Source organism: Alteromonas sp. 76-1 (assembly GCF_900654235.1).
Taxonomy (GTDB): domain Bacteria; phylum Pseudomonadota; class Gammaproteobacteria; order Enterobacterales; family Alteromonadaceae; genus Alteromonas; species Alteromonas naphthalenivorans.
The window spans coordinates 1-14,520 of sequence record NZ_LR136958.1 but is presented as its reverse complement, the minus strand read 5'-3'; the positions used below and the strand labels follow the sequence as shown (position 1 = coordinate 14,520).

Sequence of the window (14,520 nt, the reverse complement as noted above, 5' to 3'; positions counted from 1 at the left end):
CAGAGGTGAGAAATCTGTTTTCAAACCTTTGCTTTAACCCCGACAGATTTGTCGGGGTTTTTTTATGTCTGCAATAAAGTTTCCAAATATTCAGAAAGAAAAAATCTATTAAAATCTTAAACTTAAAACAAAGAAAGAATCTTTTTGTCGTTTAAAATGAACTAACCGAAATCTGCACACTCTATATACTCGGTTTTTATGTGTTTTCTCTCAGTATTTTGGCCCTGCTTTTTAGCGGGGCTTTCTTTTATCTGGCCTTTTATTTAGCTTAGTCGTTCAAACGGTTTATTTTATTCTGCGTCAGGTTTTTCTACATCAAGTGCCAACCACTTATTCAACACTTTTTCGAGTTCTGGCAACCCCTGACGATTTAAAGATGAGAAGGTATTTACCGTCACATCACCCATAAACGCCAGTGCAGCTTCCTGCGCCATAAGCAGCTGAGCCTTTCGCTTTCCTGATTTAAGCTTATCTGACTTAGTCAGTAAGGCTAATACAGGGATATTGGAATCTACTGCCCAGTGAATCAAATCTTGATCAAGATCTTTAAACGGATGACGAATATCCATAAGCACCACTAAACCTTTAAGCGATTTACGCTTTTGAAGGTATTCACCTAATGCTTGTTGCCACTTATTTTTCATCGCAAGCGGTACTTGGGCAAATCCATAACCAGGCAAATCGACTAAACGACGATCTTCTTCAAGATTAAAAACATTGATGAGCTGTGTACGACCTGGTGTTTTACTGGTTCTTGCCAGGTTCTTTTGACGAGTGAGTGTATTCAACGCGCTCGACTTGCCCGCGTTTGAACGGCCAGCAAACGCTACCTCAATACCGCTATCATCTTTTAAATGACGAATATCAGGTGCACTGGTAAAGAACTTTGCTTTGGTGTAATACGACATCTAGACTTACCTCAAATGCGTCATAACCCTAGAATTAAACTCTATTAATGATCTAAACCTGCTAAAAACCATAGTTTTATCATGGAATAGGTTTTTCTGACGCGTTAAATGTGTAAAATACGCATGATATCACGTATGTTACGCGAGCCGTTGGATCCATTTAAGAGATTTATTATGAAAAAACTGTGTTTGTTATTGTGTGTGTCTTTAGGTATTTCAGTTTCTGCGATGGCAGAAGGTGATGCTGAAGCCGGTAAAGCAAAATCTGCAGTATGTGCAGCATGTCATGGTCCTGATGGTAACAGCATGATAGACATGAACCCCAAAATAGCAGGACAACACGAAAAGTACCTCGTTAAGCAATTAATGGAGTTCAAGCTTGCGTCACAGACAGGTGGCGAAGAAGGACGTAATAATGCCGTAATGAACGGTATGGCTGCCCCTCTTTCAGAACAAGACATGAAAGACTTAGCCGCTTACTTTTCTAGCCAAACACCTAAAGAAGGTGAAACGGCAGAGCAATACATTGAAGCTGGTCGCGCTTTATACCAAGGTGGCGATGAGTCTCGTGGCGTGACCGCATGTATAGCATGTCACGGTCCTAAAGGTAACGGAATGGGCTTAGCAGGTTTCCCTGATATCAGTGGCCAGCATGTAACCTATACCGCATCACAATTGAAATCTTTCCGTGCAGGCGAGCGCCATAACGATATGAATGGCATGATGCGTGATATTGCGATGAAATTAACCGATGAAGATATCGAAATTTTATCTAACTATATCGCGGGCTTACACTAAGACTCTGTAAATATATGCGCATTTGTTAATTAATTGTTGCGTATAAAGTTGTATTTCATAATTATTCGTGTAGTCTATCGCAATAGTTTGTAGGTTTGTCTGAAACTTTACAGGCTAAATAACAAGAATAATAATAAAAATACAACACGGATGATTGGATAAAGCGCCAAGAAGGCCAAGAACAAAACGAGCTCTGCTAAAATCAATAAAAAGGGGAGCCAAGCTGGGAAGCACAACTACACATAGAAGTGTAAGTAACGGGAGAGGTGTCATCTGACACTCAAACAATGTAAGGTGATGGTGAAAGCCATCGCCTTTTTTCTTGCCTAAATTCTAGTTGATACCCAGCTTTTGTATTACTCGTTATTCGGCAAACGCCTACTTTTTCGTAGACCTTCAGTTGTATTATCGCGAACAGATCCAACCGCATATTCACTTTCCGATGAATCATGCTGTTTTGATGAAGAAGCTTTGAGCAATTCGCGCTATAATACGCCCTTTCAATCACTAAAAATTTGATACCTTTTATATATGGCAAGATCAAAAAAGTCTCGTAAAGTTGGACTCATTGGCGTCAGGAAAGATCCTGATCGTAAACCTGGGCAAAAACGTCTGGAGAGTACCCCTCGTCCAAAGAAGCATAAAGGTAAACCTGCTGGCAGCCGTCATAACGTTGAGCAAGGTGAGAACGGTATTTCTAAACGTCGTGAGAACCAAGACCCTCGTTTAGGCAGCAAGAAACCTATTCCTTTAGTTGTTAAGAAAACGACAATTACTACGCCGACTCAAAAGCAAAAATTTGCCACTCCTAGCGAAGAGCTAGCGGCACTTGAAGCAGATCAGCGTTTAGCGTCATTGTTAGACAAGCTTGATGACGACAAGCAACTGACTAAAGAGCAACAATCTTACGTTGATGAAAAAATGGCACGCCACCGCATTCTTTGTGATTTGCTTGGCATCGTTGAAGACGATGATGAGGATGACGACGAAATGGATCCATTAGATGATTTGGACGCTATAGATATTAACGACTTTAAGAAATAGTAAGGCGGGCTCTGTTTTATGCTGTGGACAGTGTTAGTTATTGTGGCGCTATTAGTTATAGTCGCACTTGGTTTTTATGCCGGTAGGTTATTGTTCCAGCTTAAGCAACAAAACCAACGCCAGCAGAAAGTAAGAGACGAGCGTATAAAAACGATTAGCGAAAGTATTTATACTATCGCTAAGGCAATGGAACAACAACAGTGCGACTTATCTGAAGGGGTTATTCGGATAGTTAATTTGTTGGGAGCATTACCTATTTTGTCTCCTCCAGATCATAAAGCGTCCTACCCTCATACTTATGCGTTATTCGTAGAAGTGAGCGGTTTTGCCGTGCTAGAAGATAGGCAGAAACTGTCTAAACAAGAAAAGCGTAAGCAAGACATAGCTAGAGAGCAGATTGAGTCAGATTATGAATCTAAAGTGTTAAGTGAAATGCCAGCAATAAAGGCGTATTGTCAGTCTATTACCTAGCCGGTTGCTGTAATTTCAGTACCCCCTTTAAAGGCGCTTCGTATGAAGCGCTTTTTTATTGGGTTTTATGTAGGGTTAACGTCTTGCTAGTTGACAGGTTTCTTCGTAACAATGACAGCCTGTAACATGGTCATTCACTATGCCTACCGCTTGCATGAAGGCATAACAAATGGTTTCGCCTACAAAGGAAAAGCCCTCTTTTTTCAGCGCTTTCGACATTGCTTTGGATTCAGCAGTAAAGGTAGGCGCCTCTTTAAAGTCTTTCCATTCATTAATAATAGTTTTACCGTCGGTAAACTGCCAAATAAAGTCAGAAAAACCTTGCCGTTTTTCGATGTTTAAATAGCCATGGGCATTCTTAATAATAGACGCGACTTTTAGCTTGTTGCGCACAATGCCAGGGTTTTGCAAGCATGCCGCTATTTCTTGCTCATCCATTTGAATTATTTTTGTCGGTTCAAAGTCATGGAAAGCAGCTTCATAATTTTCTTGTTTTTTTAAAATGGTTATCCACGACAATCCAGCCTGTTGACCGTCCAAACAAAGTTTAGCGAACAACTCTTTGCTATCTAAAACAGGCCGTCCCCACTGTTCATCGTGGTATTTTTGATATAGAAGGTCATCGCTCACCCAGCCACACCGATTTAATTTAGTTGATGCCATAATCTTAAATAGCCTTGTTAATCCACGTTTAAGTCATCTTTTAACGGGTTTCATGGCGCTTTTTAACGCTTTACACCTACATACTATGCGTCACAAATTGTATACTATCCCACCTTTAAAGATACAGATAACCAATAAGCAGCGGATGTATGCAGAAATACGATATTAATACCTTTCAAGGTTTGATCCTTGCGCTTCAAGATTATTGGGCGCGTCAGGGGTGCGTAATCATTCAGCCCCTTGATATGGAAGTAGGTGCGGGTACCTTTCACCCAATGACATTTCTTCGTTCATTAGGCCCAGAGCCTATGAGCAGTGCCTATGTTCAAACTTGCCGTCGCCCTACTGATGGTCGATACGGTGAAAACCCAAACCGCTTACAACATTACTATCAATTCCAAGTAATGTTGAAGCCTTCTCCTGACAATATTCAAGAGTTGTATCTGGGTTCTTTGAAAGAATTAGGTTTCGATCCCTTGGTGCATGACATTCGCTTCGTTGAAGACAACTGGGAGTCGCCTACTCTTGGCGCTTGGGGTCTTGGCTGGGAAGTATGGCTTAATGGTATGGAAGTGACGCAGTTCACTTACTTCCAACAGGTTGGCGGTATTGAATGTAAGCCAGTTACGGGCGAAATTACTTACGGCCTAGAACGTTTAGCCATGTATGTACAAGGCGTAGATAGCATTTACGACTTAGTATGGGCAGACGGCCCTATGGGTAAAGTAACCTATGGCGATGTATTCCATCAAAATGAAGTAGAGCAATCTACCTATAACTTTGAATATGCCAACGTTGATGCCCTATTTCGTACATTCGATGAATGCGAATCAGCTAGCCAATTACTTATCGAAAAGAATTTACCACTACCTGCCTACGAGCAAGTTATGAAGGCATCTCACGCATTTAATATGCTAGATGCTCGCCATGCTATTTCAGTGACAGAGCGTCAACGCTATATTTTACGCGTTCGTACTCTCGCAAAAGCATGTGCTGAAAGCTATTTCCAGAAGCGTGAAGCGCTTGGTTTCCCACTTTGTAATAAGGAGTCTTAAGGGTGCGAACAGAGAATTGTTTGATAGAGCTTGGAACAGAAGAGCTTCCACCTAAAGCGCTTAAGTCTCTTGGCGAAGCCTTTGCACAGCAATTTGAGGCAGCGCTTACTGCGGCTGAGCTTAGTTTTACTAGTGTAAGTTGGTTTGCTGCTCCACGTCGCTTAGCTGTTTATGTTTCTTCGTTGGCTGAAAGCCAAGCTGATAAAACGGTAGAAAAACGCGGCCCTGCTGTAAGTGCCGCTTTTGATACAGATGGCAACCCTACTAAGGCCGCTCAAGGTTGGGCCCGTGGTAATGGTATTAGTGTAGAAGATGCTGAACGCCTTGTTACCGACAAAGGTGAATGGCTGTTGCACAAAGCGCACGTGCCAGGCAAACAGATTGGTGAGTTACTAGAGTCTTTACTTAACCAGGCTATTGCTAAGCTTCCTATCCCTAAAGCGATGCGTTGGGGCAATTACACTACGCAGTTTATTCGCCCAGTTCATACCCTTACGGCGTTGTATGGCAGTGAAGTAGTGAACTTAACCGCGTTAGGCTTGGCAAGCGGAAGGACTATTCAAGGCCATCGTTTCCACGGTGAACCGCGCTTTGAGCTAGACCATGCTGACAACTACGCCAGTGCCTTGGAAGCCCATTACGTGGTAGCTGATTTTACCGCGCGTAAAGACAAGGTACGTCAGCAACTACAAACTGCTGCTGATGCGCTTTCGCTTACACCTGATTTTAACGAAGACCTGCTTGAAGAAATTGCTTCATTGGTGGAATGGCCGGTAGTGATGCAAGCAAGCTTTGAAGAAGGCTTCTTAGCGGTGCCTAAAGAAGCGCTTATTTACACCATGAAAGATGACCAAAAATACGTTCCACTACTTGATAGTGATGGTCAACTTTCTAACACGTTCTTATTTGTCAGTAATATTGAAAGCCAAGATCCTATTCAGGTAATAAGCGGAAATGAAAAAGTTATTCGCCCTCGCCTAGCTGATGCTGAGTTCTTCTTTAACAGTGATAAAAAGACATCACTTGAAAGCAGACTTGCAAGCCTTGAGAGCGTGCTTTTCCAAAAGCAATTAGGAACACTTAAAGAAAAATCTGAACGTATTTCTGCGCTATCTGGTTTTATTGCGTCACAAATAGACGCAAATGAGGCGCTCGCGGCTCGTGCAGGTTTACTTGCTAAAACTGATTTAATGACCAACATGGTAATGGAATTCCCAGACGTACAAGGCGTTATGGGTAAATACTATGCGTTAAATGATGGTGAAGATGCTGCGGTTGCTGAAGCCCTGTACGAACAGTATATGCCTAGATTTGCTGGCGACGCTTTGCCTTCACCAGGCGTTAGTGCTGCAGTAGCGCTTGCTGACAAGCTAGATACGCTGGTTGGAATTTTTGGTATAGGTCAATTACCGAAAGGTGACAAAGACCCGTTCGCGTTACGCCGTGCCGCTATTGGTGTGCTACGTATTATTACCGAGCTTTCACTGCCTCTCGATCTTGAAGTGCTTGTTGCTAAAGCGGGTGAAGTTTACGGAGATAAGCTTTCTAATCAAGACTTCCAAGCACAGGTTGTCGACTTTGTACTAGCAAGGTTTGTCGCGGTGTTGCAAGACCAAGGTATCGCTATTGATGTCATTCAAGCGGTTTCAGCAAGACGCCCTACTCAGCCAAGCGATTATGTGGCCCGTGTAAACGCCGTAGCCGAGTTTAAACAACTTGAAGAAGCCCAAGCATTAGCAGCAGCTAATAAGCGTGTTGCGAACATTCTAGCGAAGCAAGGTGTTGATAGCAGCGCTAATGCATCTATTGATGAATCTTTGTTAAGTGAAGACGCTGAAAAGGCACTTTATAGCGCGCTAATGTCTGCTGAATCTGTGGTAACTTCCGCTGTTACTACTCAAGATTACACTAAGATACTTTCTACTATGGCTACACTACGTAGTGCCATTGATAGTTTCTTCGATGATGTGATGGTAATGGCAGAAGATGACGCGGTTAAACAAAACAGACTTGCGTTGTTATCGCTTTTAAGGCAACTTTTCCTTACTACCGCAGATATTTCCCTGTTGGCGAAGTCTTAAATTAGTTTGGTAAGTAAGCTATAGACTACAAACGCTCAACATCTGTTGAGCGTTTTTTTATTGGAGTTAGTGTGAATAAAACCCTTTTAGTCATTATTTTTTCGCTCTTTGTTTCTGCCTGTTCAAGCAGAAGTGGTTTTTCTATTCCAGAAGTAGCCCAGCCCACGCCAAAAATTCAGTTCGAAAACTTGTATCTTCGAGGCGTATTTAATTGGTGGGAAGCCACATCGGCCTATCAATTTAAAAAAGATAGTAAGGGTTGGTTCGTAAATGTAGAACTTATCGCTGATGGTCAGCCCTATGATTTTCGTTTGTCTGATGCTATTTGGACACCGAGTCAAAGTTGTGGGGGTAATTATAAAGGTCAGCCTGTTATGGTAAGCACTAAGATATTCTTAGCCTGTAAACAAGGTTCTGAAAACCTTCAGTTTACACCCTCTAATACGGGGATATACCGTTTTCAGGTTGCACCTGCAGATGACAATGAAGTGAGTTTAGTGATAACTCGAACGCAGTAAGGTTCGATTCCTAGTCGCTTATATATCGCTTATACATAGCGCTAAAATAAAAAAAGAGTAGGTATTAAACCCTACTCTTTTTTTTGACCTAGCCTTTTTGCATTAACGTACTATTTTTTAATTAACGCTCTCAATCGTCACTACGTTGTCTTATTGTCTTTGCTTAATCACACCTGCCGCGATGGCTTCATTATCAATTAATTAGACTTAACGCGGCGTCATTAAATCATCATGAGCATCATGACCCGATGGAATATCTTCCTTTTCTATAAGGCATATATTTCCACCTCACATTAACTTTGCCTCTCCTATACACCTCAGGGGCGTCTCTGTGAGTACTACAGAGGTTTTCTTATGGCTTAAATGGTCTAAAGCGAAACAGCAGGTAATCTGTTGTAGGCAGACATTCTAAGGCCACAAGTCTAGATGTAGATTTTGCTTATACTATGCGTGATTTAACAATAAAAAAGCCCGGATTCTTTTTAAAGAAGCCAGGCTTTTTCTTTATCTTTTCACACTAATCTAACGTGTGGGGTCATTGACCTCTTACACGTCTAAGTTTTCTACTCTTAACGCGTTAGCTTCAATGAAGTTTCTTCTTGGTTCTACTTGGTCACCCATTAGCGTAGTAAACAACTGGTCACACGCTATAGCATCTTCAATTTTAACTTGAAGCATTCTACGACCTTCAGGATCCATGGTGGTTTCCCAAAGCTGGCTTGGGTTCATCTCACCTAGTCCTTTATAGCGCTGAATGTACTGACCACGTTTAGCTTCACTCATTAACCAATCTAGTGCTTCTTTAAATGACTCTACAGGCATTTTACGATCACCACGTTGTATAAACGCATTTGCGCTCATCATGTCGTTAATCGCCAAATTAAGCTCTTTAAGACGCTGATATTCAGTAGACTCAATAAAGTCGTGACCAATTACGTATTCGTAATCGATACCATGCATACGCATGATAATGGTGATATAGAACTCGCTAAGTTCGACGTCTCTGCGAATTTCATAGCGGTATGTTGCGCCATCATTTTCACGTTCAGTAAGCTGTGCAACAAAGTGTTCAGCTACGTTTGCGAGTGTGCTTTCATCTTTTAAATCTTCTAGATTCAATGTAGGCGTATAAATCATTCTATAAAGAATAGAGGAAGGCATTAGACGCTTCATGCGCGTAATCATCTTCTCTGCTGATTGGTATAAGGTTACCAATTGCTCTAACGCTACACCGCTAATACCTGGGTCATCATCACTGGTGTGCAGAGATGAACCATCAATTGCGATAGAAGTCAGGTATGCCGTTAACGCATCATCATCTTTCAAATACTGCTCTTGCTTACCTTTTTTCACTTTATAAAGTGGCGGCTGTGCAATATAAATATAACCACGTTCGATGATTTCTGGCATTTGACGATAGAAGAATGTCAGTAGCAATGTACGAATGTGTGAGCCATCCACATCAGCATCCGTCATAATAATAATGCTGTGATAACGTAGTTTTTCTGGGTTATATTCGTCGCGGCCAATACCGCAGCCTAGTGCAGTGATTAGCGTGGCAACTTCTTGTGAAGAAAGCATTTTGTCAAAACGTGCTTTCTCAACGTTTAATATTTTCCCTTTAAGCGGAAGAATAGCTTGGTTCTTACGGTTTCGTCCCTGCTTGGCTGAACCGCCAGCAGAGTCCCCTTCCACTATATATAGTTCGCTTAGTGCAGGATCTTTTTCCTGACAATCAGCAAGCTTACCCGGTAAACCAGCTAAGTCTAACGCGCCCTTACGGCGAGTCATTTCACGTGCTTTACGTGCTGCGTCACGAGCTCGTGCAGCATCGATAATTTTACCTGCAATAATTCTACTTTCGGCAGGGTTCTCAAGTAAGAACTCAGCAAGTTTTTCGTTCATTGCTGATTCAACTGCTGTTTTCACTTCTGATGAAACCAGCTTATCTTTAGTTTGAGATGAGAATTTAGGGTCAGGAACTTTCACTGATACAACAGCCGTTAAACCTTCACGCGCATCATCACCGCTCGTGTTAGTTTTGGCCTTTTTGTTCATACCCTCTTTTTCCATGTAGTTATTAAGCGTTCTTGTTAACGCACCACGGAAACCGGCTAAGTGAGTACCACCGTCTCTTTGAGGAATGTTGTTAGTAAAGCAGTAAATGTTTTCTTGGAAGCCATCATTCCACTGCATAGACACTTCTACTGAAATACCATCTTCTTGTTCATGCGTAAAATGGAAAACCTTCTGGTGAACAGGTGTCTTCTTTTGATTCAAGTATTCAACAAAAGCTTTAATTCCACCTTCGTACATGAAGTGATCTTCTTTACCGTCACGCTCGTCTTTCAATCGAATTGAAATACCAGAGTTAAGGAAAGATAACTCTCTTAAACGTTTAGCTAGAATATCGTAATGAAATAAGGTGTTAGTAAAGGTATCTGAGCTTGGCCAAAAGCGAACACTAGTACCTGTTTTATCAGTTTCACCAATTACAGCTAAAGGCGCTTGAGGAACACCATGTTGATATTCTTGTTCGTGTGTTTTGCCTTCACGACGAATACGAAGCTTCAACTTGCTCGATAATGCGTTTACTACTGAAACACCAACGCCGTGTAGTCCGCCAGATACTTTATAAGAGTTATCATCAAACTTACCGCCAGCATGCAGAACTGTCATAATAACTTCAGCCGCAGACACACCTTCTTCTTCGTGCACTGCAGTTGGAATTCCTCTACCGTCATCGTATACAGAAACAGAGCCATCTGTGTGTATTTGCACAACGATTTCTGAACAGTGTCCAGCCAAAGCTTCATCTATCGAGTTATCAACAACCTCGAAAACCATGTGGTGAAGTCCTGTACCATCGTCCGTGTCACCGATATACATACCAGGACGCTTTCGTACGGCGTCTAATCCTTTAAGTACCTTGATACTGGACGAGTCGTAATTATTCTGTTCTGACATACTAGGTTTTACTCCTCTTTCACGCTTCCATGTTCCACGTGAAACATTTTCTTTTCGTTATATTTTTGTATGAATTCAAGCTGCGAAGATTCAATTGCAGTAACGAAAACCTGCGTATCCATATCCAACAGCCCGTCTATAAATAACTCACGTTTATCGGCGTCAAGTTCTGCGCCTACATCATCTAACAAGAAGATACTCTTCCTGTTAGTTAAAGTATTAAATAGTTCTGTTTGCGCCATTTGCAGCGCCGCAACAGCCATTCTAAGCTGCCCACGTGATAATAACTCTTGGGCATTAACCCCATTAACTTTTAGCTTAATATCAGCCTTATGGGGGCCAGAAGTTGTATGACCTATTTTACCATCATACTCACGTTTTTTAACTAAGCTTTCTGCTAAAGACGCATCTTTTTCCCATCCTTTGTAGTAATTAAGGGAAACTTCGTACTCAGCTAGAAATGTTGTCGCATATTTTTCAAAAACAGGCGTCAGTTTTGATATATAGTCTTCTCGTTTTATCGACAGCGCTTCTGCCCGCTCTAAAAAACATTGTTCCCAATACTGGTTTTGTGGTGCCGACAAATCAGACTGCTGTTTTAATAATGCATTACGGTGCTTAAGGAATTTTGAAAACTGTACTGACAGCATTTGGAAGTCATGTTCCACGTGAAACAATCCCCAATCACAAAATCGTCTACGTTCAGAAGGCGAACCTAAAATGAGGTCAGTACTTTGGGGTGTAAACAGTTGAACGGGTACTAGACTGACTAAGTCAGAAAGTTTATTTGAATGCTCACCGTTAATACTACATGTGAATGTGTCGTTTCTTCTACGCTGAAAGCCTACGTTTAACGTTTCACTTTCTTCGTTTTTGCAGCTAGCAAATACACTAAACTCCTCTTCCCCCGTCTTAATAACAGATGTGTGTTTATTAGTACGAAAGGAGCGGCCAAAACCTAAATAGAAAATGGATTCAACCAGTGATGATTTTCCACTGCCATTTACACCGCGGATAATTGTTAACGCAGGAGAAGGTGAAAGGTTAGCAGATGAAATGTTACGGAAGTTCGTAAGCTGGACTTTGTCCAGTTTCATAAGAGGACTCGGTAAAAAGGACGGTAATAAGAGATAAACAGCAGCGATGGAAGAAAACGATTAATCGTAACCACCATCGCCGATAGATAATGAAATATATTAATAATTACAGACGCATTGGCATAATGACATAAAGTGCAGCATCGTCAGCAGCATCTTCAATCAATGCACTCGCATTAGAATCAGACAAACTGATTTTCACATCGTCAGACCCTAGCGAATTCAATACATCAATAAGATAAGCGACATTGAACCCAATTTCTAAATCGTCGCCTTGGTAGTTTACATCTACAATTTCTTCGGCTTCTTCTTGCTCTGGATTATTTGCTGTAATTTTCAGTTCACCAGAAGAAAGATTTAAACGAACCCCACGAAACTTTTCGTTAGATAAAATGGCTGCACGTGAAAACGCGTCTTTCAGTACCGCTTTACTGGCAATAATTTCTTTATCACCATCTTGAGGTAGTACACGACGATAATCAGGGAATCGGCCATCTACAAGTTTAGAGGTGAAGATGAAGTCGTTTGAAAAAATACGTAAATGGTTTGCGCCTATTTGTACTTTTAATGACTTATCGTCTTCAGTGATCAAACGAGATATCTCAAGCACACCTTTACGAGGAATAATAACTTGCCGGGCAGGAAGCGTGGTCTCATAGCTTAAACGACATAGTGCTAGACGATGACCGTCAGTTGCCACAGTGCGAATAATATTTTCTTCCGTCTCTAAAGACATACCGTTCAAATAATAGCGGACATCTTGTTGCGCCATTGAAAAACTTGTTGAATCAATCAAGCGCTTCATATCACTACAGGTGATTTCAAACTCTACTTCACCTTCCCAATCTTCTAGATTTGGATAATCGTTGGCTGATAAAGTAGATAGAGTGTAACGACCACGCCCTGCTTTTATCAGCGCTTTGTTACCATCTATAGAGAAATGAATATCGGTGCCTTCAGAAATACCTCGAATAATATCGAAGAGTTTCTTAGCAGGAACGGTGATTTCGCCTTCGGTGAACTCCCCTTCTAACTTAACGCTAGAAATGAGCTCAACCTCTAAATCTGTACCTGTTAGCCATAGTGCGTCTTCACTAACTTTAATGAGCACGTTAGAGAGAATAGGTAATGTGTGTCTACGCTCTACAGCCCCCGATACCAGCTGAAGGGGTTGTAAAAATTGTTCGCGGCTTATACTAAATTTCATTGCTGTGCTATCTCGCCTCTAAAGGTCATTTTTAGGAAGACAAAGTCCGAATGAGGTTCTTATAGTCTTCTTTTATATCATGACTTTCTTCTCTAAGCTGCGTTATTTTTCTGCAGGCATGAAGTACCGTTGTATGGTCTCGACCACCAAAGGCATTTCCTAACTCAGGCAAACTATGATTGGTTAGCTCTTTCGCTAATGCCATCGCCACTTGTCTGGGCCGTGCAACACTTCGACTTCTTCGCTTAGATAAAATGTCAGCAACTTTAATCTTATAATAATCTGCCACAGTTTTCTGAATATTATCAACCGTAACTAATTTTTCTTGAAGCGCTAATAAATCTCTTAGGGCTTCACGTACAAAATCGATGGTTATTGGACGACCAGTGAAGTTAGCGTTAGCAATCACTCGATTCAATGCCCCTTCTAACTCACGAACATTCGAACGCAATCGTTTAGCAATAAAGAAAGCAACTTCATTAGGTAAGTGAATACGGTTCTCGGCAGCTTTACGCATTAAGATGGCAACTCGAGTCTCTAATTCAGGGGGTTCTATAGCAATGGTTAAACCCCAACCGAAACGAGACTTAAGACGGTCCTCTACCCCATCAATTTCTTTAGGGTACCTATCAGACGTGAGTATGATTTGCTGATTACCTTCAAGTAACGCATTAAAGGTATGAAAGAATTCCTCTTGAGAACGTTCTTTATTAGCAAAGAATTGAATGTCATCAATTAATAACGCATCCACTGAACGGTAGAAGCGTTTGAAGTCTTCTATCGCATTATTTTGTAGTGCCTTAACCATATCTTGAACAAAGCGCTCAGAGTGCATATACACAATTTTGGCATTTTCATTATTCGCGACAATGCCATTACCTACTGCATGCAATAAGTGGGTTTTACCTAAACCAGTTCCGCCATAAATAAATAACGGATTATAAGAACTACCCGGGTTATTCGCTACTTGCGTAGCAGCGGCACGAGCCAATTGGTTAGATTTACCTTCTACGAAATTATCGAACTGATAAGTCGGGTTAATATTACTTTTATGCTTGGCCGCTTCTGGGATCGGGATCACTTTAGGCTGCTGAGGCGCAGATCGCATTGTGTTAGATCCAGCACTTCGTTGATCATACTGTCTATTGTCATGATTAGACGCAGAGTGGCTTTGCTGACTGTAGCCCGTTTGGGGCATGGCAGAGCGGGCACTCGCCTGAACAGGTGATGGCGCAGTATTGCTGTTATTATCAATAGATTGCTGATCGGTTCCCGCTTGCCCAGTCATATTTCCCGACGATCGCCCTGAATATGGGTTAGACGATTGACCTGAACTTTGACTAAATGACTGACTAGGTGCTTGGTTATACGACTGACTAACAGCTTGGCCTTGGTTTTCGTTGTGCCCCTGATTTTGGTTTTGCGCTTGCTGCGGCGCAGGTGAAGCAGCAGCTCTACTGCGGCTCAAGCTTTCCCTGCTCATAACATCAAGACGTAACTGAGGTGCGTTTGGACCTGCAAATTCCCGCAGTAACCCGGTAATATTGTCAAGATACTTATCTCTTACCCAATCAAGAATAAAACGGTTAGGGGCAAATAAAGCCACAACACCTTCTTCCTCTTGAGGAACCAAAGGTCTGATCCACATACTAAATTGTTGCGTGGGTAATTCTTGACGCAAACGTTCAAGACATTGATTCCATAAAGACAT

The 14,520-nt window shown here is 41.7% G+C and carries 12 protein-coding genes; 6 read left to right on the top strand and 6 right to left on the bottom strand.

Annotation, left to right across the window (positions count from 1 at the left end; all coding sequences use genetic code 11):
• Positions 1-290: 290 nt before the first annotated feature.
• Positions 291-908 (bottom strand): ribosome biogenesis GTP-binding protein YihA/YsxC, encoded by a 618-nt coding sequence (gene yihA, locus ALT761_RS00060; RefSeq protein ID WP_013782517.1) that lies wholly within the window; start codon positions 906-908, stop codon positions 291-293.
• A 174-nt stretch (positions 909-1,082) separates the two neighbouring features.
• On the opposite strand from yihA, the gene ALT761_RS00055 reads away from it, so the two are divergent.
• The 3 genes from ALT761_RS00055 to ALT761_RS00045 all read left to right on the top strand — a co-directional run bounded on the left by ALT761_RS00055 (position 1,083) and on the right by ALT761_RS00045 (position 3,221).
• Positions 1,083-1,706, top strand: a complete 624-nt coding sequence (locus ALT761_RS00055; RefSeq protein ID WP_129735595.1) for a c-type cytochrome — start codon at positions 1,083-1,085, stop codon at positions 1,704-1,706.
• A gap of 531 nt (positions 1,707-2,237) precedes the next feature.
• The gene (yihI, locus tag ALT761_RS00050) at positions 2,238-2,750 is read left to right on the top strand and encodes a Der GTPase-activating protein YihI (protein ID WP_129735594.1); all 513 of its coding nucleotides are present in this window, start codon (positions 2,238-2,240) and stop codon (positions 2,748-2,750) included.
• 18 nt (positions 2,751-2,768) lie between these two features.
• On the top strand, positions 2,769-3,221 hold the full coding sequence (locus ALT761_RS00045; RefSeq protein ID WP_129735593.1) for a DUF2489 domain-containing protein: 453 nt from the start codon (positions 2,769-2,771) through the stop codon (positions 3,219-3,221).
• Positions 3,222-3,296: 75 nt separating this feature from the next.
• On the opposite strand, the gene ALT761_RS00040 is transcribed toward ALT761_RS00045, so the two are convergent.
• Positions 3,297-3,884: a DNA-3-methyladenine glycosylase I gene (locus ALT761_RS00040; RefSeq protein ID WP_129735592.1), complete on the bottom strand. Its 588-nt coding sequence runs from the start codon at positions 3,882-3,884 to the stop codon at positions 3,297-3,299.
• Between the two features lie 149 nt (positions 3,885-4,033).
• Here ALT761_RS00040 and glyQ point away from each other — a divergent pair, with 149 nt between their 5' ends.
• From glyQ to ALT761_RS00025, 3 genes are all read left to right on the top strand, one after another.
• The gene (glyQ, locus tag ALT761_RS00035; RefSeq protein WP_129735591.1) at positions 4,034-4,939 is read left to right on the top strand and encodes a glycine--tRNA ligase subunit alpha; all 906 of its coding nucleotides are present in this window, start codon (positions 4,034-4,036) and stop codon (positions 4,937-4,939) included.
• A gap of 2 nt (positions 4,940-4,941) precedes the next feature.
• On the top strand, positions 4,942-7,020 hold the full coding sequence (glyS, locus tag ALT761_RS00030; RefSeq protein WP_129735590.1) for a glycine--tRNA ligase subunit beta: 2,079 nt from the start codon (positions 4,942-4,944) through the stop codon (positions 7,018-7,020).
• 71 nt (positions 7,021-7,091) lie between these two features.
• Positions 7,092-7,538 carry a hypothetical protein gene (locus ALT761_RS00025; RefSeq protein ID WP_129735589.1) on the top strand — a complete coding sequence of 149 codons (447 nt, stop codon included), beginning with the start codon at positions 7,092-7,094 and terminating at the stop codon, positions 7,536-7,538.
• 546 nt (positions 7,539-8,084) lie between these two features.
• On the opposite strand, the gene gyrB is transcribed toward ALT761_RS00025, so the two are convergent.
• The 4 genes from gyrB to dnaA form a co-directional block, all read right to left on the bottom strand.
• Positions 8,085-10,505, bottom strand: a complete 2,421-nt coding sequence (gene gyrB, locus ALT761_RS00020; RefSeq protein ID WP_129735588.1) for a DNA topoisomerase (ATP-hydrolyzing) subunit B — start codon at positions 10,503-10,505, stop codon at positions 8,085-8,087.
• 8 nt (positions 10,506-10,513) lie between these two features.
• Positions 10,514-11,602 (bottom strand): DNA replication/repair protein RecF, encoded by a 1,089-nt coding sequence (gene recF, locus ALT761_RS00015; RefSeq protein WP_129735587.1) that lies wholly within the window; start codon positions 11,600-11,602, stop codon positions 10,514-10,516.
• A gap of 106 nt (positions 11,603-11,708) precedes the next feature.
• Positions 11,709-12,809 (bottom strand): DNA polymerase III subunit beta, encoded by a 1,101-nt coding sequence (gene dnaN / locus ALT761_RS00010; RefSeq protein ID WP_013782507.1) that lies wholly within the window; start codon positions 12,807-12,809, stop codon positions 11,709-11,711.
• A 31-nt stretch (positions 12,810-12,840) separates the two neighbouring features.
• Positions 12,841-14,520 carry a chromosomal replication initiator protein DnaA gene (gene dnaA / locus ALT761_RS00005; protein ID WP_129735586.1) on the bottom strand — a complete coding sequence of 560 codons (1,680 nt, stop codon included), beginning with the start codon at positions 14,518-14,520 and terminating at the stop codon, positions 12,841-12,843.